This is a genomic window from Faecalibacterium sp., from assembly GCF_052358865.1.
GTDB classification, from domain to species: domain Bacteria; phylum Bacillota; class Clostridia; order Oscillospirales; family Ruminococcaceae; genus Faecalibacterium; species Faecalibacterium butyricigenerans.
On the sequence record NZ_DAWCVJ010000039.1, the window covers coordinates 1 to 22,843 of the forward strand.

At 62.9% G+C, this 22,843-nt stretch carries 15 protein-coding genes; 8 read left to right on the forward strand and 7 right to left on the reverse strand.

The annotated features are described in order from the left end of the window. Nucleotides 1–831, forward strand: an 831-nt coding sequence (locus tag ACT8X9_RS07785) for an RICIN domain-containing protein (protein WP_444268623.1), incomplete at its 5' end; no start/stop codon positions are given. Nucleotides 832–900: 69 nt separating this feature from the next. Here ACT8X9_RS07785 and ACT8X9_RS07790 read toward each other — a convergent pair. From ACT8X9_RS07790 to ACT8X9_RS07810, 5 genes are all read right to left on the reverse strand, one after another. Further along, the gene (locus ACT8X9_RS07790; RefSeq protein ID WP_412589572.1) at nucleotides 901–2,520 is read right to left on the reverse strand and encodes a CTP synthase; all 1,620 of its coding nucleotides are present in this window, start codon (nucleotides 2,518–2,520) and stop codon (nucleotides 901–903) included. 74 nt (nucleotides 2,521–2,594) lie between these two features. Then, a complete protein-coding gene (locus tag ACT8X9_RS07795) occupies nucleotides 2,595–3,170 on the reverse strand; it encodes an ANTAR domain-containing response regulator (RefSeq protein WP_227619902.1) in 576 nt (191 codons plus the stop codon). Between the two features lie 31 nt (nucleotides 3,171–3,201). Beyond that, nucleotides 3,202–4,521 (reverse strand): glutamine synthetase family protein, encoded by a 1,320-nt coding sequence (locus ACT8X9_RS07800; protein ID WP_444268624.1) that lies wholly within the window; start codon nucleotides 4,519–4,521, stop codon nucleotides 3,202–3,204. Nucleotides 4,522–4,663: 142 nt separating this feature from the next. Beyond that, nucleotides 4,664–6,751: a glutamine synthetase III family protein gene (locus ACT8X9_RS07805; RefSeq protein WP_444268625.1), complete on the reverse strand. Its 2,088-nt coding sequence runs from the start codon at nucleotides 6,749–6,751 to the stop codon at nucleotides 4,664–4,666. A gap of 447 nt (nucleotides 6,752–7,198) precedes the next feature. Next, on the reverse strand, nucleotides 7,199–8,428 hold the full coding sequence (locus tag ACT8X9_RS07810) for a class I SAM-dependent rRNA methyltransferase (protein ID WP_444268626.1): 1,230 nt from the start codon (nucleotides 8,426–8,428) through the stop codon (nucleotides 7,199–7,201). 286 nt (nucleotides 8,429–8,714) lie between these two features. Here ACT8X9_RS07810 and ACT8X9_RS07815 point away from each other — a divergent pair, with 286 nt between their 5' ends. The 4 genes from ACT8X9_RS07815 to ACT8X9_RS07830 all read left to right on the forward strand — a co-directional run bounded on the left by ACT8X9_RS07815 (nucleotide 8,715) and on the right by ACT8X9_RS07830 (nucleotide 16,396). Continuing rightward, nucleotides 8,715–9,203: a CYTH domain-containing protein gene (locus tag ACT8X9_RS07815; RefSeq protein ID WP_444268627.1), complete on the forward strand. Its 489-nt coding sequence runs from the start codon at nucleotides 8,715–8,717 to the stop codon at nucleotides 9,201–9,203. Nucleotides 9,204–9,345: 142 nt separating this feature from the next. Next, nucleotides 9,346–9,915: a rhomboid family intramembrane serine protease gene (locus ACT8X9_RS07820; RefSeq protein WP_444268632.1), complete on the forward strand. Its 570-nt coding sequence runs from the start codon at nucleotides 9,346–9,348 to the stop codon at nucleotides 9,913–9,915. A 231-nt stretch (nucleotides 9,916–10,146) separates the two neighbouring features. After that, entirely contained in the window at nucleotides 10,147–12,624 is a 2,478-nt protein-coding gene (locus tag ACT8X9_RS07825; protein ID WP_227619897.1) for an efflux RND transporter permease subunit, read from the forward strand. Then, nucleotides 12,611–16,396, forward strand: coding sequence for a hypothetical protein (locus tag ACT8X9_RS07830; RefSeq protein ID WP_444268628.1), 3,786 nt, complete (start codon nucleotides 12,611–12,613; stop codon nucleotides 16,394–16,396). Before ACT8X9_RS07825 ends, ACT8X9_RS07830 begins: the two co-directional genes overlap by 14 nt. A gap of 240 nt (nucleotides 16,397–16,636) precedes the next feature. Here ACT8X9_RS07830 and ACT8X9_RS07835 read toward each other — a convergent pair whose 3' ends face one another. Continuing rightward, nucleotides 16,637–17,503 (reverse strand): patatin-like phospholipase family protein, encoded by an 867-nt coding sequence (locus tag ACT8X9_RS07835; protein ID WP_227619895.1) that lies wholly within the window; start codon nucleotides 17,501–17,503, stop codon nucleotides 16,637–16,639. A gap of 301 nt (nucleotides 17,504–17,804) precedes the next feature. Between ACT8X9_RS07835 and ACT8X9_RS07840 the strand changes: the two genes are divergently transcribed. Continuing rightward, entirely contained in the window at nucleotides 17,805–18,398 is a 594-nt protein-coding gene (locus ACT8X9_RS07840) for a xanthine phosphoribosyltransferase (protein ID WP_444268629.1), read from the forward strand. A 53-nt stretch (nucleotides 18,399–18,451) separates the two neighbouring features. Here ACT8X9_RS07840 and ACT8X9_RS07845 read toward each other — a convergent pair whose 3' ends face one another. After that, complete coding sequence (locus ACT8X9_RS07845; RefSeq protein ID WP_444268630.1) at nucleotides 18,452–20,329, reverse strand: peptidoglycan D,D-transpeptidase FtsI family protein; 1,878 nt, start codon at nucleotides 20,327–20,329, stop codon at nucleotides 18,452–18,454. Between the two features lie 89 nt (nucleotides 20,330–20,418). Here ACT8X9_RS07845 and ACT8X9_RS07850 point away from each other — a divergent pair, with 89 nt between their 5' ends. Together ACT8X9_RS07850 and ACT8X9_RS07855 are read left to right on the forward strand one after the other, a co-directional pair. Then, complete coding sequence (locus ACT8X9_RS07850; RefSeq protein ID WP_227619891.1) at nucleotides 20,419–21,531, forward strand: FtsW/RodA/SpoVE family cell cycle protein; 1,113 nt, start codon at nucleotides 20,419–20,421, stop codon at nucleotides 21,529–21,531. A gap of 271 nt (nucleotides 21,532–21,802) precedes the next feature. Further along, nucleotides 21,803–22,843 (forward strand): UDP-N-acetylglucosamine 1-carboxyvinyltransferase (locus tag ACT8X9_RS07855; protein ID WP_444268631.1); only part of this gene is annotated, 1,041 nt, incomplete at its 3' end.

Below are 22,843 nucleotides of genomic sequence, written 5' to 3' on the forward strand. Positions count from 1 at the left end.
GCAGCCCGCTTCTACACCATCGCCGCCAAGACCGGCAGCGTCATTCAGGCTGTGGAGAACGCCAAGGATGGCGGCAGCATCCGTCTGGGCAAGTACGGGCACGCGCCCGAGCAGGAGTGGGCCTTCGTCCGGGAGGGTGATGGCGTCTACCGTATCCGCAACCGCGCCTCCGGCAAGCTCATCGACCTGATGATGACCGGCACCGCCAACGGCACATGGCTGCACCTGTGGGAGGACGTGGGCGGCACGTCCCAGATGTGGAAGGTGGAGCCGACCCCGGCGGGCACCGTCCGTCTGCGCTCCATGTGGGCCGCAGGCAAGTGCATCGACACCGTGGGCATGGGCACCGCCGATGGCGCTGTCCTCCAGATCTGGCAGGAGACGGCTGGTGAGGACCAGCTGTGGACCATCTCGGAGGTAAAGGACCGTGCAAAGCACGCCCCCAAGGCCGAGGACAAGCCCGCTGAGGCCAAGGCTGAGGCCGCTGTCCCCGCCGCCGCAAAGGCCGAGGAAAAGGCTGCGCCCGCAGCGAAGGCTGAGGAGAAGGCTGCGCCCGCAGCGAAGAAGCCTGCCGCCAAGAAAGCAGCCCCCAAGGCTGAGCCGAAGACCGAGAAGAAGCCTGCGGCCAAGAAGTCCGCTGCCAAGGCCGCTGAAAAGGCTGTCGAGAAGGTTGCCGAGGTCAAGGCAGAGACTGCCCCCGCCAAGGCTGAGGAGAAGCCCGCCGAGGCCGCTCCGGCTGCAAAGGCTGCTGCCCCTGCCGCCAAGGCTCCCGCCGCAAAGCCTGCCCGCAAGACCGCCGCACGGAAGAAGTGCACCAAGGCCAGCAAGTAAGTAAGAGTTACATATTAGAAACAAAAGCCTCCGATTTTCGCAGAAAATCGGAGGCTTTTGTTATCTGTTTCAGTGCCCCATCTTCTCCTTCTTGGCCTTCAGCGCGGCGGCGATGAAGCCCTTGAACAGGGGGTGTGCGCGGTTGGGGCGGCTCTTGAACTCGGGGTGGAACTGTGCGCCGAGGTGGAAATCGCGGCCCGGCAGCTCAACGGTCTCCACGAGGCGGCCGTCGGGGCTGGTGCCCGAGATGACAAGACCGGCATCCTGCATCTCCTGACGGTATTCGTTGTTGAACTCGTAGCGGTGGCGGTGGCGCTCCCAGATCTCGCTCTGGCCGTAGCACTCGGCCATCTTGGTGCCGGGCAGGACGGCGCAGGGGTACTTGCCCAGACGCATGGTGCCGCCCTTGGGGATGTTGCCCTGCTGGTCGGCCATCAGGTCGATGACGTTGTGATGGCCCTCCGGGGTGAACTCGCTGGAATTGGCGTCGGCGTAGCCCAGAACGTGGCGGGCGAACTCCATCACCATGATCTGCATACCGAGGCAGATGCCGAAGTAGGGGACATGGTTCTCACGGGCATACTGTGCGGCCTGGATCATACCCTCGATGCCGCGGTCGCCGAAGCCGCCGGGCACGATGATGCCGTCCACGTCCGCAAAAGCCTCCCGGCAGGCGGCCTGATCGGGCAGGTCCTCGCTCTCGACCCACTTGATCTCCACCTGACTGTCGTTCTCAAAGCCGGCGTGATAGAGGCTCTCCATGACCGACAGATAGGCATCGTGCAGCTTGACGTACTTGCCCACGAGGGCGATGGTGCAGGTCTTGGTGCGGGTGGCGATCCGGGACAGCATCTCCTTCCACTCGGTGAGGTCGGCGGGGGGGACGTCGAGGTGGAGCTGCCTGACCACCACATCGTCCAAGCCGCCGGTGTGGAGCATCAGCGGGCACTGGTAGAGGCTGGGCATGGTCAGGTTCTCGATGACGCACTCGGGCTTGACATTGCAGAAGGTGCTGATCTTCCGGCGGATGTCGCTGCCCACGCTGCCGTCGGCGCGAAGGATGATGATGTCGGGGCTGACGCCCATGCCCTGCAGCTCCTTGACGGAGTGCTGTGCGGGCTTGGACTTGTACTCGTCCGAACCGGAGATGTAGGGCACGAGGACGACATGGATGAAGCAGCAGTTCTCCTTGCCCTGCTCGAGGCCCACCTGACGGATGGCCTCAAGGAAGGGCTGGCTCTCGATGTCGCCGGTGGTGCCGCCGATCTCAGTGATGACCACATCAGCCTCGGTAGAGGAGGCCAGATTGTAGATGTAGCTCTTGATCTCGTTGGTGATGTGGGGGATGATCTGGACGGTCTGGCCGAGGTAAGCGCCCTGACGCTCCTTGTTCAGCACGTTCCAGTACACCTTGCCGGTGGTCAGGTTCGAGTACTTGTTCAGGTTCTCGTCGATGAAGCGTTCGTAATGGCCGAGGTCGAGGTCGGTCTCAGTGCCGTCGTCGGTGACGAAGACCTCGCCGTGCTGCAGGGGGCTCATGGTGCCCGGGTCCACATTCACATAGGGGTCCAGCTTCTGGCTGGCTACCTTGAGGCCGCGGCACTTCAGCAGTCGGCCCAGAGAGGCGGCGGTGATGCCTTTGCCCAGACCGGAGACGACGCCGCCGGTCACGAAAATAAATTTTGCCATAGTATTCTCCTCTATTTACAGATGGTCTTGAAACATATGCTTTCCCGCTGTGGGGGCGCAGTGCTTCAAATATATCACTGCGCGGGGTCGTAGGAGTCCAGGATCTCCTGCGCGACTTCGGTGCGGTCGCGCCGGGTGTCCATTGCCTTTTTTTCGATGCAGCGATGCGCCTCGGCCTCGGTCATGTGACCCAGCTCGATGAGGCAGCACTTGGCGCGGCTGACCAGCCGCACCTGCGCCAGCTTTTCCTGCAGCCGCTGGTTCTCCTGACGCAGGAGCAGCAGGCGGTGGTTGCTGGCGGCGGCCATATGGATGGCCTGTAGGAAAAATGTGTTGGAGAAGGGCTTTGTCACCAGCAGCACCCCCTGCTCGCTCAGAGGGGTCAGAAGCTGCTCGGCGACAGCGGCTTTGGCCAGAAACACCACGCCCGCGTCGGTCTTTTCCACGGCGTCGGCGCACAGCTCATGGCCGAACTCATCCGGCAGAGGCGCGTTGACCACGATCAGTTCGAAGTCGGATTCCAGCATCCGCCGCCTCGCCTCCGCCGCGCTGGGCACGATGAGGGGCCGCGCATAGCCTAGCTCAGTCAGGCGTGCGGAGATATATTCGTTCGAGCTTGCGCCTGCGCTTACGATCAGGGCACGTCCCATACGGCTCACTCCTTTCTCATGTCATGCTGTCTCAGATGGCATTGAAGTAGTGGACGCGCTCGTATTCGATCGGGTCGGCGGCGTTCTTCAGCGCCTCGCACCGGCGCAGGGCCTCGGCGTAGTAGCGCCGGCTCAGCTCGTCGGGCAGGAACTTGTGCAGGAACTCGCTGCCCTTGGCCACCTCCACGGCCTCTTCCAGCGAGGCGGGCAGGGTCTCGAGGCCGAGGCCGACAGCCTCGGTCGGGATAAAGAGGTTGCGGTTGACAGGGGCAGACAGCTGCATCCGGTTCTCGATGCCATCGAGGCCTGCCGCCAGCACGAGGCCGATGGCGAGGTAGGGGTTGCAGGCCGGGTCGGGGCTGCGCAGCTCCATCCGGCAGTTGTTGCCCCTCACCTGCGGGATGCGGATGAGCTGGCTGCGGTTCTGGCGGCTCCAGCTCACATAGCGGGGGGCTTCGTCACAGCCGAAGCGGAGGTAGCTGTTGGGCAGGGGGTTGGTGAAGGCCGTCAGCTCCCGGCTGTGGCGGAGGATGCCCGCCATGAAGCTGCCGGGGATGCTGTCGGGGGCGATGTCGCCCTCAAAGAGGTTCCTGCCGTCCATGGACAGCGAGAAGTTGATGTGGAGTCCGCTGCCGGCCTGATCGGGCAGGGGCTTGGGCAGGAAGCTGGAGTGGAAGCCGTTGCTGGCGGCCACGGCCCGGACGATCTGCTTGAACAGGAAGATGTTGTCGGCAGTCCGCAGGGGGCCTGCGTAGTGGAAATCGATCTCGTTCTGGCCGTGGCCGTTCTCGTGGTGGCTGTGCTGGGGCGCAAGGCCCATCTGCTCCATGGTCAGGCAGATGTCCCGGCGCAGGTTCTCGCCTGCATCCAGCGGAGCCACATCGAAATAGCCGCCTGCGTCGATGGGGATGCGGGTGGGACGGCCATGGTCGTCGTTTTCGAAGAGATAGAACTCGCACTCGGTGCCTACATTGCAGCTCAGGCCCAGATTTCGGAACCGGCGGTTGATGTCCCGCAGGAAGCCGCGGCAGTTGCCGCCGAAGGGGGCGTTGTCCGGCTTTTCCACGTCGCAGAAGAACTGCATCACCCGCCCCTCGGCGGTGCGCCAGGGCAGGATGGTCGTGGTGGACAGGTCGGGCCGGAGGACAAGGTCGCTCTCCTCCACATGCATGAAGCCCGCAATGGAGCTGCCGTCGAAGCAGACGCCCTCTTCCAGCGCCTTGGGCAGGTCGCTGGCCAGCACGGCGATGTTCTTCTGAACGCCAAAGATGTCACAGAACGCGAAGCGGACAAATTTTACGTTATTGTCCTCGACGAAATCGAGGATGTCCTGCTGTGTCGTATAGCTCATAGTGTGTCCTCTTAAAAAACGCCCAAAGGCCTGCCCCCATACAGGAGCAGGTCTTCAGGCTGGTGTAAGAAATAGGAAAAGGAGAATGACTTAGAGAAGCGCCTCAGCCCAAGGTGCTTTATTCTGCGCTGATGCGAGAAGCTCAAACGTAGTAAAGCATCTTGCTGTAGCTGGGCAGAGGCCAGTAGTCCTCGCCGCAGATGGTCTCGGCGTCGTCAGCGGCGGCGCGGAGGGCGTCCATCTTGAGCAGCACATCGTCGTGGAAGGCGACGGCCTTTGCGCTCTCGTCGGAGAGGGCCTTGGCGGCATCGACGGCTGCCTGCAGCTCGTCGATGGCGTCGCTCATGGCGTCGGCATCGGCGGACAGGTGGCTCAGCGTCTTCGTCTCGCTGCGGACGCTCAGGCTCTCGCTGACGGCCAGCTTGGAGGCAGCGGTATTGGCGACCTCGCTCATGTAGGCGTTGATGGCGGGCAGCAGCTGCTTGCGGGCCATCTCCAGCATGGTCAGGGCCTCGATGTTGATGATCTTGGAGTAGTGCTCCAGCTCGACCTCGTACCGGCTCTCCATCTCCACCTTGGTCAGGACGCCGAAGTCCTCCATCAGCTGGATGTTCTTCGGGTCGATGAGGGCGGGCAGAGCGGCGGGTGTGTTCTTCTTGTTGGGCAGGCCGCGCTTTGCTGCCTCGGCCTCCCACTCGGCGGTGTAGCCGTTGCCGTTGAAGATGACGCGGCGGTGGTCGCGGATGGTGCGCTTGATGAGGGCGATGGCGGCGCTGGTGAAGTCGTCGGCCTTCTCCAGCTCGTCGGCGTAGCCTTTCAGCTCCTTGGCGACAGCGGTGTTCAGGATGGTGTTGGCGTCGCTCAGGTTCTCGGCAGAGCCGGGCATACGGAACTCGAACTTATTGCCGGTGAAGGCGAAGGGGGAGGTACGGTTGCGGTCGGTGGTGTCCTTGCTGAACTTGGGCAGGACATCCACGCCCAGATCCATCTTCATCTTGACGGGGCCGGCGTAGGGAGAATCGGAAGCGATGGCGTCGATGACGGCCTCCAGCTCTTCGCCCACGAAGATGGAGATGATGGCCGGAGGTGCCTCGTTGGCACCCAGACGGTGGTCGTTGCCGGGGGTAGCGACGGAGGTGCGCAGCAGGTCGGCGTACTCATCGACTGCCTTGATGACAGCGGCGAGGAAGACGAGGAACTGCAGGTTCTCCATGGGGGTGTCGCCCGGGTCCAGCAGATTCTCATGGGTGGTGGACATGGACCAGTTGTTGTGCTTGCCGCTGCCGTTGACGCCTTCGAAGGGCTTCTCATGCTGCAGACAGACGAGGCCGTACTTGGGGGCCAGCTTCTTCATCATCTCCATCGTCAGCAGGTTGTGGTCGATGGCGACGTTGGTGGTATCGAAGATGGGGGCCAGCTCATGCTGGCAGGGGGCCACCTCGTTGTGCTTGGTCTTGGCGGGGACGCCCAGCTTCCACAGCTCCTCGTCCAGCTCTTTCATGAACGCGGAGACCTCGGGGCGGATGACGCCGAAGTAGTGCTCTTCCAGCTCCTGACCCTTGGCCGAAGGTGCGCCAAAGAGGGTGCGGCCGGTGAGGATGAGGTCCTGACGGGCCTCGTAGTCCTCCTTCTTGATGAGGAAGTACTCCTGCTCGGGGCCGACGGTGGTGGAGACGTAGTCCACATCCTTGCCGAAGAGCTTCAGCACGCGGATGGCCTGATTGGAGAGCGCGTTCATGGAGCGCAGCAGGGGAGTCTTCTTGTCCAGAGCCTCGCCGGTGTAGCTGACGAAGGCGGTGGGGATGCAGAGGACGTCGTCCTTCACAAAAGCGTAGCTGGTGGGGTCCCATGCGGTGTAGCCGCGGGCCTCACAGGTGGCACGCAGGCCGCCGGAGGGGAAGGAGGAGGCATCCGGCTCGCCGCGGACAAGCTCCTTGCCGTTGAACTCCATGATGGCGGTGCCGTCGCCCACGGGGGAGACGAAGCCATCGTGCTTCTCGCTGGTGATGCCGGTCAGAGGCTGGAACCAGTGGGTGTAGTGGGTGGCACCCAGCTCCATTGCCCAGCGCTTCATGACGCTGGCCACGACGTTTGCGACCTCGATGTCCAGAGGTGCGCCCTTGTGCAGGGTCTTCTCGAGGCTCTTATAGGTAGCGCTGGGAAGACGCTCCTTCATGACGTGCTCGTTAAAGACTTTGCTGCCGTAGATCTCCATAACAGTTGCTCCCATAACTACCTACTCCTTCCTTGAACAAAATGCTTCAGCTTGCCGTGAATTTTTGCGCGGAGAGGGGAGACCCCTGCCCGCGAAATATTTGGTTAAACGAAACGACGCTGCGAGTCAGGAGGTGACTCACAGCGCCGTTGCTGTCTATGCGTTGATTATAGCCGAAGAGGCCGAAAAAGGCAATAGACAGATTTGACGATTCTGCACAAACCGACTCTCGAAATTTTGGAGTTTTGCGCGGAGGGTATGACTATTGCAAAGGCTCTCCCCTTGGGAGAGCTGGCGCGTGAGCGCCTGAGAGGGCAAGGATGCGGACGGGGAAGCACGGACGCTGCGATAACGCCGCTCTGACAAAGGGTGTTTGATTATCGCTGTGCGGAGGGTCTGTCATACCGGGCTTGCCCTCTCCGTCATTGCTCCGCAATGCCACCTCTCCCAAAGGGAGAGGCTTTAGATCACCTGAAACAGGAAAAACTTCAGATAATTCGTCTCCGGCACGCCCCAGAGGATGGGGTGGTCGGGGGCCTGCTGGCGGACTTCGATCTGGCGCAGCTGGCGGTGGGCGTCCTTGGCGGCGGAGCGGAGCATCTTGATGAACAGCTCCTCGGTGGCGAAGTGGGAGCAGCTGGCCGTGGCGAGGTAGCCGCCCCGGGGCAGGAGCTTCATGGCCCGGTAGTTGATCTCCTTGTAGCCGCGCATGGCGTTTTCCACGGTGCGGCGTGCCTTGGTGAAGGCAGGCGGGTCGAGGATGATGAAGTCGTAGGGGTGGCCCTCCTTCTCGAGGCGGGGCAGAAGCTCGAAGGTGTCCTCGCAGAGGAAGTCCATGTTGGTCAGGCCGTTGCGTGCGGCGTTCCGCTGGGCCATGGCGATGGCGTCGGCGCTGATGTCTGCCGCCGTGACCCGGGCCGCGCCGCCGCTGGCGGCGTTGAGGGCGAAGCTGCCGGTGTGGGTGAAGCAGTCCAGCACGGTGTGTCCGGCGGCGAGGCGTGCCACAGCCCGGCGGTTGTACTTCTGGTCGAGGAAGAAACCGGTCTTCTGGCCGTTCTCGAAATCGACGTGGTAGTAGACGCCGTTCTCGCAGATCTCGGTCTGGGTGGAGGCGGGGTGCGTCTCACCCGGCAGCTCGAACCAGCCCTTGTTCTGCCCGAGGCCCTCCTTGGCGCGCAGAGCCTCATCGTTCCGCTCGTAGATGCCGTCGATGGTCTGGCCGTCGGCCCGCAGCACCTCGGCGAGGAGGGGGAAGAGGAGGGGCTTGAGCTTCTCCATCCCCACGCTGAGGGTCTGGGTGACGAGGATGTTGTTGAAGCGGTCCACGGTCAGGCCCGGGAACTGGTCGGCCTCACCAAAGATGACCCGGCAGGCCGAGAGGTCATCCGGCTCAAGGACGGTCTTACGGTAGGCCCACGCATACTCCACCCGACGCCGCCAGAAGCTGGCGTCGAAGGTATCGTTGGCGTTGCGGGAGATGAGACGAACGCGGATCTTGCTCTTGAGGGAGATGAAGCCGGTGCCGAGGTAGGCACCCTTGGTGCTCACCACGTCGGCGAGGGTGCCGTTCTCCGGCTCGCTCTCGGGGAAGGCGAGGATGTCGTTCTCGTACACCCACGGGTGTCCGCCCACAAGGCTGGCCTCGGCTTTTTTATTTACTTTATAGATGGGGTAGGTGCGGTCTGATTTCATGGGGACTCCTTATAAAATGTTGGACCTTTCGGTTACGACAGCGGTATGAGGGTAGGCTTTTCTTCGTACAACCTCTCAGTCTCGCTTCGCTCGACAGCTCCCCTACCGAGGGGAGCCTCTGGCGAAGAGGGAAAGCTTTCCGCCATGCCAAGGCCTCCCCTCGATAGGGGAGGTGGCGCGGCGTCAGCCGTGACGGAGAGGTTATCCCTTGGCCAACTCACCATTTATAATACCATAAAAGTGTGCTAGAATAAATACAAAAACCACCGAAAGGAAGGAAAACATCATGGAGATCGAGCGCAAATGGATGGTGACGGGCTGGCCGGAGGGGCTGGTGCTGGAGGAGGAGTTTGCCATGCGGCAGGGCTACATCAGCGTGCAGCCCACCGTCCGCATCCGGGAAGAGGCCCTCGCCGGAGGAAAGACCAGCTATGTCCTCTGCTTCAAGTCGGGCGGCGGGCTGGCCCGGGAGGAGATCGAGCGGGACATCGACGAAGTACTCTTCCGCGACCTTGAGACGAAGATCATTGCGAAGCCCCTCATCCCGAAGCTCCGCCGCAGCTACCGGCTGCCCGACGGCGCGGTGCTGGAGGTGAACCATGTGGACGAGGGCCAGCCCACGGAGTTCTGGTACGCCGAGGTGGAGTACCCCACCGTGGAGGCCGCCCGCAGCTGGCAGCCGGAGGCCGTGGGCCTTGCAGACTACCTCCGGGACGAAGTCACCGACCAGCCCGGCCAGAGCATGGGTGCCTACTGGGTGCAGACCCGGGGCTGAAGGGTCGGAAAATCGGCTTCTCTGGCGGAAAAAATCTGGAAAAGCCTTGGAACTTGTGGTATCATTGCTTCATCACGCAGCTTGCGGCCCGGACGGCCCGCTGGGAAAGAAGGAAACAGACACGAAACGACCTAAATTCACGCTGGCGGTCCAGTACAATTCGCCGGTCATCCTGACATTTTTCCTCCTCTCGCTGGGGGCACTGTTTCTGGGCCGGTACACCGGCGGCTGGACCACCACCCATCTGTTCAGCGTCTACCGCTCCTCGCTGAAAGACCCGCTGTTCTATTTCCGGCTCCTCGGCCATGTGCTGGGGCACGGCAGCTGGGACCACTTCATCAACAATATGCTCCTGCTGCTGGTGGTCGGCCCGCCGATGGAGGAAAAGTACGGCAGTCTGCCGCTTCTGAAGGGCATCCTGCTCACGGCCCTCATCTCGGGCGTATTGCAGTGCCTTCTGTTCCCCCGCACGGCCCTGCTGGGGGCGTCGGGCATCGTCTTTATGCTCATCATGCTGGCGTCCCTGTCCGGCTTTTCCGGCGGCATCCCGGTGACCATGCTGCTGGTGGCGGCGCTCTATCTGGGCCAGCAGGTGTATGACATCATCTTTGTGCGGGACAATGTGGCCAACTTCATGCATATCGTCGGCGGCGTGTGCGGCACGGTGTTCGGCTATGTCAATGCAGGCCCGCGCAGGCGGCGCAGGCATTGAGGCACGCTTTGCTCTGGCAAAGAATGGGTTAATTTTATCATTCGAGCGGCTTTGTTGATTGCATTTTGACAGGTCGGGCTTTATTATATCATTTGTACAAATATTGCCGTGTGAATTTTAACAAAATCACCAAAAGTTGTGTATCAGACGGAGGTTGCTTATGAGACGACTGTGCAGCCCATCCCCGGGGATGAAACTGCCGACAAACCATCGTAAAGGAGGTCAGACGCTTTGAACGAACACGAAAAACCGCAGATAGACTTTATGCACAAGCTTGCGCGCCAGATCGTAGAGCGCCGCAACCTTGTGTTCCTGTTCGTCGTTCTGGCGACCATTTTCACGGTATTCGCGGTGAAATGGGTCAAGGTCGAGACGGACATGACCACCTATCTGCCCAAGACCTCAGAGACACGTCTGGGTCTGGACATCATGGAGGATCAGTTCACGACCTACGGCTCTGCCGACGTCATGGTGGCTAACATCACCCCCGACGAGGCCGACGCGCTTTCCGATCAGCTCACCGAGCTGAAGGGCGTCCAGATGCTGGACTACGACGACACCACAGACCACTACAATAAGGACTCGGTATCGGCTCTCTACTCCATCACCTTCGACTACCCCGAGGAGGACGACCAGTGCCTCGAGGCCCTCGACCGGGTGAAGGAGTATCTGGCCGACTACGACATCTACGTCTCCACCTCGCTGGGCAACACCCAGCAGGAGACCATTGATGCCGAGGTGCGGGTCATCATGGTGTACGTCGCCGTCATCATTGTGGTGGTGCTGATCTTCACCTCCCAGACCTACGCCGAGGTGCCCGTCCTCATCCTCACCTTCGTGGTGGGCATGATCCTGAACATGGGCACCAACTTCCTGCTGGGCACCATCTCCTTCGTCTCCAACTCGGTGACGAACATCCTGCAGCTGGCCCTGTCGCTGGACTATGCCATCATCTTCTGCAACCACTTTAAAGAAGAGCACCAGACCATGCCGCTGAAGGAAGCTGTCATCGAGTCGCTGAGCAAGAGCATCCCGGAGATCAGCTCCAGCTCCCTGACCACCATCGGTGGTCTGGTGGCCATGCTGTTCATGCAGTTCAAGATCGGCGCGGATATGGCCACCTGCCTCATCAAGGCCATCCTATTCTCGATGATCTCGGTGTTCGTGGTCATGCCTGGTCTGCTGATGCTCTTCGGCCCCTACATGGACAAGACCAAGCACAAGAACTTCGTGCCGGACATCCCCTTCGTGGGCCGCTTTGCATGGCGTACCCGTAAGATCGTCCCCGCCATCTTCGTGGTGGTCATCCTCATCGCCTACCACTTCTCGAGCCTCTGCCCCTACGCCTACGGCTACGATGTCATCAAGGTGCCCAAGATGAACGAATCCCTCATCGCGGACCAGATGATCGAGGAAAACTTTACGAAATCCAACCTCGTGGCCCTCGTCTACCCTAAGAATGACGACTACAGCGTCGAGAAAAAGATGCTGGAGGAGCTGGAAAGCTACGACGAGATCGACCACACGCAGGGCCTGTCCAACATTGAGGCCCAGGACGGCTATATGCTGGAAGACAAGCTCACCGCCCGCCAGTTCTCCGAGATGGCCGACCTCGACTACGAGGCCGCCCAGCTCGTCTACACCGCCTACGCCATCGAGAACGAGGAGTACGGCCAGATCATCGGCAACTTCGCCTCGTACCGGGTGCCCCTTGTGGATATGTTCCTCTACGTCTGCGACGAGGCCGACACCGGCATCGTTTCCCTCTCGCAGGAGGAACTGGACGACCTCCACGAGGCCCGGGAGAAGATGGAGAGCGCACTGGCTCAGCTGCAGGGCGACAAGTACAACCGCGTCCTCATCTACCTCAGCCCCTCGCTGGAGGCCGGCCAGACGACCTATGAGTTCACCGATACAATCCGCTCCATCGCCCGGAAGTATTACCCGGACGGTGAGCTGTACATGGCCGGTGACGCCACCAACGAGTACGATTTCCAGAAGTCCTTCGCCATCGACAACGTCGTCGTCAGCGTCGTGTCCATCTTCATCGTCCTGCTGGTGCTGCTGTTCACCTTCCAGTCGGTGGGTATGCCCCTGCTGCTCATCGTGGTCATTCAGGGCGCCATCTGGCTCAACTTCTCCTTCCCTTATTTCTCCCACACCAACCTCTATTTCATGGGCTACCTGATCGTCAGCTCCATCCAGATGGGTGCGAACATCGACTACGCCATCGTCATCGGTACCCGCTTCAGCGAGCTGAAGGACAAGATGGATCACGAGCAGGCCATGATCGAGACCATCAACTTTGCCTTCCCCACCATCCTGACCTCCGGCACGATCATGGCCGTGTCGGGCACCCTTATCGGCCAGATGACCTCCGACGCCTGCATCGTGGGCATCGGCCAGTGCCTTGGCCGAGGCACCATCATCTCCATTTTCCTCGTCCTCTTCGTCCTGCCCCAGATCCTGCTGGTTGGCTCTAAAATCGTTGATAAGACGAGCTTCGCCGTGCCCAAGCTGGTGGCACGCAGCAGCGGCAATGGCCGGATGCGGGTCAACGGCATCGTGCAGGGCGAGATCCACGGCTCTGTGGCCGGTACGATGAACGCCATCGTGGACGGTGACGTCCAGCTGACGGTCATCTCGGGCAATGTGGCGCAGGAACTGGATGACAACAGACCGCAGGAGGTGCAGAATGAAGAAGAATAAGCTGCTGCGCCGCCTGACGGCTGCGCTTCTGGCCGCTGTGCTGACGCTGAGCATCGCTCTGCCGGTGTTTGCGTCTGACGACAGCGATACCATTTACATCAACAGCGTCTCGGACCTGCTTTCGCTGGCCAAGAGCTGTGCCTACGATCAGTGGTCGGTGGGCAAGACCGTCGTCCTGCAGCAGGACCTCTCCCTTGAGGGGATGTTCTGGGCGCCCATCCCGTCCTTCAGCGGACAGTTCAAGGGCAACGGACATACCATCTCCGACCTGACGGTGTCGGGCGAGTACTCCCCGGCGGGTCTCTTCGGCATCGTGGAGGAAAAAGGCTCCATCGAGTCCCTGAGCGTGCGGGGCGTCGTGTCCGTCTCGGACACCAAGGACACCACCACCGGCGGCATCGTGGGCATCAACCACGGCACCCTCATCAGCTGCCAGTTCACCGGCGTCGTCACCGGTGACAGCGAAGTGGGCGGCATCGTGGGCCGCAACGAGGCCGAGGGCACCATCGACCACTGTACCGCCCGGGCCATCGTCACCGGCAAGTCTGCCACCGGCGGCATCACCGGCTACAACCTCGGCGCCATTACCGGCTGTACGAACGTCGGCAGCATCAACACCGAGTATCAGGAGGCCTCGCTGGATACCGACGGCTTCACGGCAAAAATGGTGGATTACATCAACAGTCGGAAGGCCAGCATCGACTCCTCCGACAACAGCGGCAGCTCCACCACCAATGTCGCCACCGATACCGGCGGCATCGCGGGCCGCTCCTCCGGCATGATCCTCACCAGCGTCAACACCGGCACCATCGGCTACGAGCACATCGGCTACAATGTGGGCGGCATCGTGGGCCGCACCGACGGCCTCGTGTCCGGCTGCGTCAATCAGGGCCGTGTGCTGGGCCGCAAGGACGTGGGCGGCATCGCCGGTCAGGCCGAGCCTTACCGGGAGCTGGACCTGTCCAAGGACACCATCCGCCGCCTCCGCTCCGAGCTGGATGTGCTACGGGGCCTCGTGGACGACACCACCGGCGTCATCGAGAACTCCACCACCAGCATCTCCAATTCCTTCAACGCTATGACCAGCCAGATGGATACCGCTATTGCCACGGCCCGCCAGCTGGACGATCAGGCCAGCGACTACGGCGATGAGGTGGCCGACGAGATCGACCGCGCCTCCACTTTGCTGGCCGATACCCTCACCAAGCTGGAGCCGGTCATGGACACCGGCGAGGACGCCATGACCAAGCTCACCGAAGCCACCGGCAGCCTCAAGTGGGCCATCCGCGAGATGGCTGCGGAGATGCTGATGGCCTCCCGCGCCCTTGCCAAGACCAGCGACAGTCTGGATAAGGTGTCAGACGCCGCCGCAGATAACCGCGACGGCCTGCATGGTATCTCCAACGGCATCAAGAAGCTGCTGGAATCCATCAACACCGGCGACGACACCGCCGCCTCGCAGGCCATCTCCGGCATCCTCTCGGCCTACGACTCCCTCTCCCCGGATACAAAGTCCGATCAGAACCTCAAGACCGGCATCGAGCTGCTGAAGGTGGCCAACTCTGTGGCCAGCGTCTTTACGCTGGGCAGCGGCCTCTCTCCGGCCATGAAGGCCGTCACCGCAGGCATGGGCCTGCTGCGGACGGCATCCCTCCTGTCCAACGACAGTGACATCGCCCGCGCGACCTCTCAGATCGCCAGCGCCATCGGAACCATCTCCACCATCACGACCCAGATGGGCGGCATCGTGGGCAGTGCGGCTAAGGCCGTCTCTGCCGCCGACCATCCCGAGCTGGCGTCGGCCCTGACCAAGACCTCTGACGCCCTGACCGGGATGGGCAGCATCACCGACGACATCATGGGCAGCATCAAGGACTGGGTCGGCGGTCTGGACGGCGCAGACGACATCAAGAGCGGCATCGAAAGGCTGAGAGATGCGTCCGATAAGCTCAGCGATGGCATGGACGACCTGAGCGACTCCATCGACCTGCTCAAGACCGACGCCGCCCTCACCAGCGCAACGCTGGTCCATACCTCTGTGGCGCTGGGCCAGCTGCAGGACGGCCTCGGCGGGCTGACCGACATGATGAGCCAGACCCGCGACATCCTCCACTGGCTCAACCAGCAGGACCCCATCAAGGTGCCCCGTCCCTCGGCAGAGCTGACCAACACCAAGGACTCCCTCTTTGATGCGGTCAGCGGCCTGACCGATAAGATGGAGGACATCAACAGCACCATGCGGGCTTCCAGCGAGCAGCTGACCGCCAAGATGCGGGCCGTGACCGCACAGGTCAGCGTCGTGTCCAACCTGATGCTGGACGCCGTGCAGGAGATCAGCGATCCGGGCAGCAAGACCATCTATGAGGATGAGTCCGAAGACCTCATCGCCGCCCAGTCCGACGGCAAGATCGAGAACAGCATCAACCGGGGCACCATTGACGCCGACATGAACGTGGGCGGCATCGCCGGCACCATGGGCGTCGAGAACCTGCTGGACCCCGAGGAGGACAACAAGGACGAGGGCACCTCGCTCCTGCGCACCTCCTACACCGTCAGCGCCGTCCTCATCAGCAACACCAACGAGGGCAGCGTCACCGCCAAGAAGGACATGGTCGGCGGCATCGTGGGTCAGGAGGAGCTGGGCCTTGTGACGGCCTGCGAGTCCTACGGCGACGTCACCGGCGTCAATCAGGTGGGCGGCATCGCTGGTGCGGCCAGCGCAAAGCTCCGCAGCAACTGGGCAAAATGCGCCCTCAGCGGTGAGAAGTATGTCGGCGGCATCGTGGGTCAGGGCAGCGACAGCGACCTCACCGACGGCAGTCTTATCGCCATCAACAACCGCGCCCTCGTCTCGGTGCTGGCAGGCCAGCAGTATGTGGGCGCCATCTCCGGCGGTCAGGACGGCAGCTTCGTGGGCAACCTCTTCGTCTCCGACGACCTGCAGGGCATCGACCGCCTGAGCCGGGCCGGTCAGGCCGAGCCGGTCACTTATGAGACCCTGCTCGCGCAGGAGGGCCTGCCCACGGCCTTCCGCAAGCTGAACCTCGTCTTCAAGGCTGACGGCCACACCATCAAGAAGATCAGCTTCGACTACGGCGCGTCCTTCACGGAGGCCGACTACCCGGAGATCCCCCAGAAGGAGGGCTACTACGCCGAGTGGAGCACCCCCGTGCTGGATGCCCTCCACACCGACACCGTAGTGAATGTGGAGTACACCTCCTACATCCCGGCGCTGGGCAGCAGCGTGACCCGTGAGAACGGTCGCCCGGTCTTCTATGTGGACGGCTTCTTCGGCGGCTCCAACGCGGTGCAGGTCACCCAGCAGGACATCACAGCCGACGTCCATGGCGTCACCGAGCAGTGGTTGCTGGAGTTCACCGACGACGGCAACGAGACCCATCAGATCCGCTACCTGACCCCGGGCAAGGCCGAGGGCAAGGTCTACGTCAAGCAGGCCGACGGCAGCTGGCAGCGAGTGGAGACGGGCAGCTTCGGCAGCTACACCACCTTCACCGCCACCGGCACCGAAGTGGAAGTGGCCTTTGTGCCCAGCAAACTTCCCGTCTGGGCGTTCTGCGCCGGCGGCGCGGCCCTGCTGGTGCTGCTCCTGCTGCTGGCAAAGCGCATTCGCAGCAAGCGCGGCCCCAAGGGCGGCAAGCCCGAAAAGGAGAAAGCGCCCCGCAAGGAGAAGAAGGGCAGAAAAGCAGCAGCGGACGCCTCCGCGCCCGCCGATGAGCTGGATACGCCCATCTCCGAGACCGATGTCCCGTAAGAGATAAAAGCAAAGCAGGCCTCCGCCCTTCCGGGCGGAGGCCTGCTTTTTTCTGTTAGGGGATAACCTCTCCGTCAGCGCTTACACGCTGCCACCTCCCCTACCGAGGGGAGGCCTTGGCATGGCGGAAAGCTTTATCTCTTCGCCAGAGGCTCCCCTACTAGGGGAGCTGTCTGCGAAGCAGACTGAGAGGTTGGATAAAGAGGCGGCTGACCGTGAACCGTAGGCGTGACGGAGAGGTTATTCCTCCATCGCCTTCACTTCATTCAGGAAAGCCTCGATCTTATCCAGCTGATTCTCCGCCACGGCGCGGCCGGTATCGTAGACCCGGCGCAGCTGGGCGGGGTCGCGCTCCATGGCGCCGATCTCCAGCGGGATAGGCGGGCGGATGACAAAGTCCCTGCCGGTGGATTCCTGCATGGCGATATAGGAGAGCGTCTCGTTGTACCGCTCGTGGCGGTCGGCCACCGCTGCTACGAAGGCAGGGTAGCGCAGATACCGCGCCCGGATGGCAGGCAGGAAGGGATTTTTCTTTTTTACGAAGCCTTTGGGCTGGGTCAGGATGATGATGTTGCGCTTGTAGCCCAGACTCTCGAAGAAGCGGACGGGGATGGAGTCAGCTACGCCGCCGTCCAGAAGGGCATAGTGGCCGATCCGGACGGCCTTGGCGGCCAGCGGCATGGACGCCGAGGCCTCCATCCAGCGCACGTCCTCGGCATCGCCGGTGCGGCACTTGTGGTAGATGGGCTCGCCGGTGCGCAGGTCGGTGCAGACGACGAAAAAGTCCATCGGCGAGGCGTGGAAAGCCTCCTCGTCGAAGGGGTCGAGTTTTTCCGGCACGATGTGGTAGCAGAAATCCTCGCTATAGAGATTGCCGGTGCGCAGCAGGTTGCCGAAGCTGGCATACCGCTTGTCGTCGCAATACTCGGTGTTGTAGCGGATGACGCGCCCGATCTGATGAGACTTGAAGTTGCAGCCGAACACTGCACCGGCGGATACCCCGATGGTGCCGTCGGTGGTGAGGCCGTGCTCCATGAGAACATCGAGGACGCCTGCGGTGAACATCCCGCGCATGGCACCGCCCTCTAATACTAGCCCTGTTTTCATATGGTGACTCCTTTTTTCTGGCGCGGCCCCCACAGGCCGCAGCAGCCGTTTCCGGTTGCTACCAGTATACTCGATTTTGCGCAGAAAACAAGAGAAAACGGAAGAAATCTGCCCCCGGATGGACGCGCCTCGGAGCACAGGAAAGGACAAAGTCGTACTTTTAACGCAAAGCGCTGAAAAAACCGGGGAGAAGAGGCGAAATTTGGGCAGAAAGGGCCTTGCCAACAGGGGCCGCTTCCGGTATACTGATATGAAATATCGACCGTTTTGTGACAGGAGATCAGGGAGGAAGAGACAGAACATGAAAATGCTGGAAGACCGCATCCGCAAAGACGGCATCGTCCGCGAAGGCAACGTGCTGAAGGTGGACAGCTTCATCAACCACCAGATGGACATCCCGCTGTTCCGGGAGATGGCCAAGGAGTGGAAGCGCCTGTTCGCGGGCAAGCCCATCAACAAGGTGCTCACCATCGAGGCCAGCGGCATCGGCATCGCGGCTGTGGTGGCCAGCGAGTTCAACGTGCCGGTGGTGTTCGCCAAGAAGTCCATGAGCATCAACCTCGACTACGACAACTACGAGACGAAGATCCAATCCTTCACCCACAAGAAAATTTACAACGTCATCGTCTCCAAGAAGTTCCTCACCCCGGAGGACCACGTCCTCATCATCGACGACTTCCTTGCCAACGGCTGCGCCCTGATGGGTCTGCTGGAGCTGACCGAGAAGGCCGGCGCCGCCGTGGAGGGCATCGGCATCGCCGTCGAGAAGGGTTTCCAGCAGGGCGGCGAGCTGATCCGCAGCAAGGGCATCCAGCTGGAGAGCCTCGCCATCGTCGATGCCATGGACAGCGCCACCGGCGAGATCACCTTCCGCAACCAGCCGCAGCAGAGCTAAGGAGAATATGCACTCGAGACCGCCTCCGGGCGGTCTTTTCTTTTACGAAAAAATCATGCCCCATCGAAGCTGTCGCCGTCTTCGGGGAGGTCGGCGGAGGTCTCAGCGGTGGAGGGAGCAGGGAGGCTGGCCCGGGGGATGCCCTTATAGACCAGCGTCTGCTCAAGGACCTCGGCGCAGACCGGAGCCGAGAGGCTGCCTCCCGCCGTCGTCCAGCTGTGAGGCTCATCGAGACAGACGAGGCAGAGGAACTGGGGCTCGTCGATGGGGGCCACGGCCACGAAGCTGGCGATGCGGGCTTTCTCGTCGGTGCTGTCCAGCTTCTGGCTGGTGCCGCTCTTGCCGCCCACCCGGTAGCCCGGGATCTGGGCGTTCCGTCCGCCGCCGTAGAGCACCACAGCCTCCATCATCTCCCGCATGGTGCGGGAGGTCTCTTCCTTGAGCACCCGGCGGCGGCAGACCGGGGCGAGATGGTCGATGACCTCGCCCTCCGGGCCGAGGATGTCCGAGACGACATAGGGCTGCATCAGCCGCCCGCCGTTGACCACGGCGCAGACCGCCGCCGCCATCTCGAGGTAGGAGACCTTGCTGCTCTGGCCAAAGGCGCAGGAGGCCAGCTCCACAGGCCCCATCCGCTCGGCGGTGTAGTAGAGGCTCTTTTTCGGCTCGGCAGGCAGGTCGATGCCGGTGGGGGCGCGGAGTCCGAAGGCCGCGAAGTAGTCGCAGAAAGCCTCTTTGCCCAGCCGTGCACCAATCTGGATGAAGCTCTGGTTACAGGAGTTTTCCAGCGCCTGCGTCACGGTCTGCGCCCCGTGGCGCTTGTGGTTGGCACAGTGGAAGCGAGTGCCTGCTACAGAGATGGAGTCGCCGCAGTAGAAGCTGGAATGTTTGCCGATGGCCCCGGTGTCCAGCGCCGCCGCACAGGTGATGAGCTTAAAAACGCTGCCCGGCTCGTAGAGGTCGCTGACGGCCTTGTTCCGCCACTGGGTCTGCTGGGCCAGCTGGAGCGCTGCCGCCCGCTCGCTGCCGGTCAGACCCTCCACGGCCTCCCGGGCGGCTTTGTCAGCGATCACCCGGGGCTGATTGGGGTCGTAGGAGGGGGTGGTGGACATGGCCAGCACTGCCCCGGTGTTCACGTCCATGACGATGCCCACGGCCCGGGCCGCCACATGGTGCTCCTTCACTGCATAGCCCAGCGCGTTTTCGAGGTAGTGCTGGATGTTCGTGTCAATGGTGAGGCGGAGGCCGTCCCCCTCGGTGGGCGGGATCTCTGTCTCATAGCTCTGCTCGAGGGTGTAGCCCCACGCATTCACGGCGGTCAGCACCACGCCGTTCTCGCCGGTGAGCAGGTCGTCATACTTCAGCTCGAGGCCCGAGACGCCTGCGTTGTCCACGTTAGTGAAGCCCAGCACCGACGCGAGAAATTCTCCCTGTGGATACCAGCGCTTGGAATCCTGCTGGATGCGGATGCCGGTGATGCCGTTGGCCTCGCAGAAGTCCCGGACGGCGTCGGCGGTCTGACGGTCCACCCGGTAGCGGAGAAGACAGTCGTTGGAGCGGCGGTCGCTGAACTTTTCCAGCAGCTTCTTTTCGTCCAGTGTCAGAAGGTCGGAAAGGCCCTTGGCCGCAAGGGTAAGGCGGTCTTCCGGCATCTCCCGGGGGGAGGCCCGGAGGGTCCAGCAGCTGCTGTTGGCCGCGAGAAGGAGGCCGTCGGCGCTGGTGATGCGGCCCCGGTCGGCGGGGACGACGGTGTCCCGCAGCTGCTGGCCGAGGGCGCGCTGGGCGTACCAGCCGCCGCCCACCACCTGCAAAAACAGCAGCCGCACCGCCAGCCCGAGGCAGATGAGGCAAAACACCCCCGCCACAAGCCCCGCCCGGGCGCGGAAGGCCTGCTCCGGCAGGGTGCGCAGGGTGTCGGAATCGTTTGACATGACAGCACCTCCCTCTCTACAGGATATGCGGCGGTCGGTGTGACTAGCCGCCCGGGCGGCTGCGTACACTAAAGGGAAGGGGGGAGAGGATGAAAAAGCTGTTGCGCCCGATGCCCGGCATGGACCTGCCGTTTTTGATCTTGGTGCTCACGCTGGTGGGCTTCGGGCTGGTGATGCTGGCCAGTGCGTCCAGCGCTGTGGCCCTCTACCGGCGGGGGGATGCGTGGGCCTACCTGCGGCCTCAGCTGCTCTATGCGGCGCTGGGGCTGTGCGGCATGGGGCTGGCCAGCCGGGTGGACTACCACATCTTTCACAAGCTGGCATGGCCGGTGCTGGGGCTGTCGCTGGTGATGCTGACGGCGGTGCTCTTCATGCCCGAGTACAACGGCTGCAAGCGGTGGCTGGTCATCCCGGGGCTGGGCACTTTGCAGCCCAGCGAGATCGCAAAGTTCGCGGTGGTGCTGGTGTTCGCCCACATCATCGCGCTGAACCACGACCGGATGAAGGATTTCAGCGTGGGGGTGCTGCCCTTCGCGCTGGTGCTGGGGGTGGTGGCAGCGCTGATGCTGCTGGAACCTCATCTCTCTGGCACCGTCCTTATCCTCGGCATCGGGGCGGTGCTGATGTTCGTAGGGGGCACGGGGCTGCGGTGGTTCTTGCTGGCAGGGGCGGGCGGCATCGGGGCCGTTGCGGCGGCAGTGGCCGTCATGCCCGACCTCGTGCCCTACGCCGCCGACCGGCTGCGGTCGTGGCTCGACCCCTTCGCTGACCCGCTGGGGGACGGCCACCAGACCATCCAGAGCCTCTACGCCATCGGCTCGGGCGGGGCCGCCGGCCTTGGCCTCGGCAGCAGCCGCCAGAAGCATCTTTTTGTCCCCGAGCCGCAGAACGACTTCATCTTCTCCATCGTCTGCGAGGAGCTGGGCTTCGTGGGTGCCTGTGCAGTGGTGGGGCTGTTCGTGCTGCTGCTGTGCCGGGGCATCGTCATCGCTGCCCACGCCCCCGACCGCTTCGGGGCGCTGCTGGTGGTGGGGTTCGTGGTGCAGGTGGCGCTGCAGGCTGTGCTGAACGTGGCCGTCGTTACCAACACCATCCCCAACACCGGTATCTCCCTGCCCTTTTTCTCCTCAGGCGGCACCAGTCTCATGATGCTGCTGGGAGAGATGGGGGTGGTGCTGGGGGTATCGCGGTATGAGGCTTGACCGCGCGCAAAAGCCTCTCCCTTTGGGAGAGGTGTCTGCGCAGCAGACGGAGAGGGCAAGGGCGCTGACAAAGAATATTGACCCCGCGACAGCATCGCTCTGATAAAGGGGCTGCTTATCGCTGCACAGCGGCTCTGTCGTGCTGTCCTTGCCCTCTCAGGCGCTCACGCGCCAGCTCCCCAAAAGGGAGAGCTTTTTGCCAAAACTGCAAACATATTTCTCCGCCTCCGCATACTGTGGGGTATCTTTTCGAGAACGGGGGGCCGGGGATATGACACAGGAGAGCGGGCGGATCTGGGTGATGGGCGGGAGGCCGCTGAACGGGACGGCGGCGGTGCCTGCGGCGAAAAACAGCGTGCTGCCGCTCCTTGCGGCGGCGCTGCTCTGCCGGGGGACGGTGCGGCTGCGGGCTGTCCCGGCCCTGTCGGACGTGGAGTGCTGCCTTGCGCTGCTGCGGGGAGCAGGGTGTGACGCCCGGCGGCAGGGGGCGGACGTAGTCGTCAGCGGCACGCCGGTGTGCAGTACCCTGCCGGGGGACGCTGCCGCCCGGATGCGGGCCTCCATCCTCTTCTGCGCACCGCTGCTGGCGCGGCTGGGCCGGGCCGAGACCTCCCTGCCCGGGGGCTGCCCCATCGGCCAGCGGCCCATCGACCTGCACCTCGAGGGGCTTGGCCGGATGGGGGCGAAAGAGCTGGATGCCGGGGCAGGACGGCTGGTGCTGGCCGCGCCGGGCGGGCTTCACGGGGCTGACTTCACCCTCCGTTTCCCCAGCGTGGGGGCTACCGAGACCCTGCTGCTGGCCGCTGTCTGTGCCCGGGGCACCACGGTGCTGCGGGGGGCTGCGCGGGAGCCGGAAATATCCGACCTCGCGGACTTCCTCCGCCGCTGCGGCGGACAGATCGAAGGAGCGGGGACATCTACCATCCGCATCGAGGGGCGGCGGACGCTCTCCGGCTGCGATTTTTCGCCTCTGCCCGACCGCATCTTCGCCTCCACGCTTGCCTGCGCCGCTGCTGCAGCCGGAGGGCGGGTGGAACTGGCCGGATGCCCGCCCGGACTCTACGAGCCGGTACTGGAAATTCTGGAACAAATGGGCTGCACCGTGAAGCGGGGAGCAGACCGGGCCGAAATAGCCCGCTTCGGGCGGCTGTATGGGGTGGGCAGGGTCTTCACAGGGGTGTATCCGGGCCTCGCCACCGACGCTGCGCCCCTGCTGGCTGCCGCCATGCTCTGCGCCGAGGGGGAAAGCAGCATCGAGGACGTCGTCTTCGAGGAGCGCTTCGGCTGCGCAGAGGGCTTTAAGCGGCTGGGC

Coding starts and splice junctions, on each gene's coding strand:
- ACT8X9_RS07835 (WP_227619895.1), bottom strand. CDS start 17,503: ATGAAAACAGGGCTAGTATTAGAGGGCGGTGCCATGCGCGGGATGTTC.
- ACT8X9_RS07805 (WP_444268625.1), bottom strand. CDS start 6,751: ATGGGAGCAACTGTTATGGAGATCTACGGCAGCAAAGTCTTTAACGAG.
- ACT8X9_RS07790 (WP_412589572.1), bottom strand. CDS start 2,520: ATGGCAAAATTTATTTTCGTGACCGGCGGCGTCGTCTCCGGTCTGGGC.
- ACT8X9_RS07795 (WP_227619902.1), bottom strand. CDS start 3,170: ATGGGACGTGCCCTGATCGTAAGCGCAGGCGCAAGCTCGAACGAATAT.
- ACT8X9_RS07800 (WP_444268624.1), bottom strand. CDS start 4,521: ATGAGCTATACGACACAGCAGGACATCCTCGATTTCGTCGAGGACAAT.
- ACT8X9_RS07815 (WP_444268627.1), top strand. CDS start 8,715: ATGGAGATCGAGCGCAAATGGATGGTGACGGGCTGGCCGGAGGGGCTG.
- ACT8X9_RS07810 (WP_444268626.1), bottom strand. CDS start 8,428: ATGAAATCAGACCGCACCTACCCCATCTATAAAGTAAATAAAAAAGCC.
- ACT8X9_RS07830 (WP_444268628.1), top strand. CDS start 12,611: ATGAAGAAGAATAAGCTGCTGCGCCGCCTGACGGCTGCGCTTCTGGCC.
- ACT8X9_RS07840 (WP_444268629.1), top strand. CDS start 17,805: ATGAAAATGCTGGAAGACCGCATCCGCAAAGACGGCATCGTCCGCGAA.
- ACT8X9_RS07850 (WP_227619891.1), top strand. CDS start 20,419: ATGAAAAAGCTGTTGCGCCCGATGCCCGGCATGGACCTGCCGTTTTTG.
- ACT8X9_RS07845 (WP_444268630.1), bottom strand. CDS start 20,329: ATGTCAAACGATTCCGACACCCTGCGCACCCTGCCGGAGCAGGCCTTC.